This window comes from Marivita sp. S6314 (genome assembly GCF_023015985.1).
In the GTDB taxonomy this organism is placed as follows: Bacteria; Pseudomonadota; Alphaproteobacteria; order Rhodobacterales; family Rhodobacteraceae; genus Marivita.
The window spans coordinates 1-374 of the sequence record NZ_JALKAO010000033.1 but is presented as its reverse complement, the minus strand read 5'-3'; the positions used below and the strand labels follow the sequence as shown (position 1 = coordinate 374).

The following is a 374-nucleotide window of genomic DNA, read 5'->3' as shown; positions in this document are numbered from 1 at the left end:
ATCACATCGTCCACACGGCCGGTGATCCAGTAATCCCCGTCGGCGTCGCGCTTGCAGCCGTCGCCCGAGAAGTAATAGCCCTTGTAGTCCGAGAAGTAGGTCTTCTCGAACCGCTCGTGGTCGCCCCAGACGGTGCGCATCTGGCCCGGCCAGCTGTCCTTGAGCGCCAGCACGCCTTCGGTCGGGCTGGCATGGATTTCCTCGCCCGTTTGCGGATCCAGTACCACGGGCATCACGCCAAAGAACGGCTTCATCGCCGATCCCGGCTTGGTTGCATGCGCGCCGGGCAGCGGGGTCAGCAGGTGCCCGCCGGTTTCGGTCTGCCACCAGGTGTCCACGATGGGGCAGCGGCCGCCACCGATGACGTCGTTGTA

General features: G+C 65.2%; 1 protein-coding gene. It reads right to left on the bottom strand.

What is annotated here, in order from left to right; translation table 11 throughout:
• On the bottom strand, positions 1 to 374 hold a 374-nt coding region (locus MWU54_RS18650; RefSeq protein ID WP_247086763.1), incomplete at both ends, for an AMP-binding protein.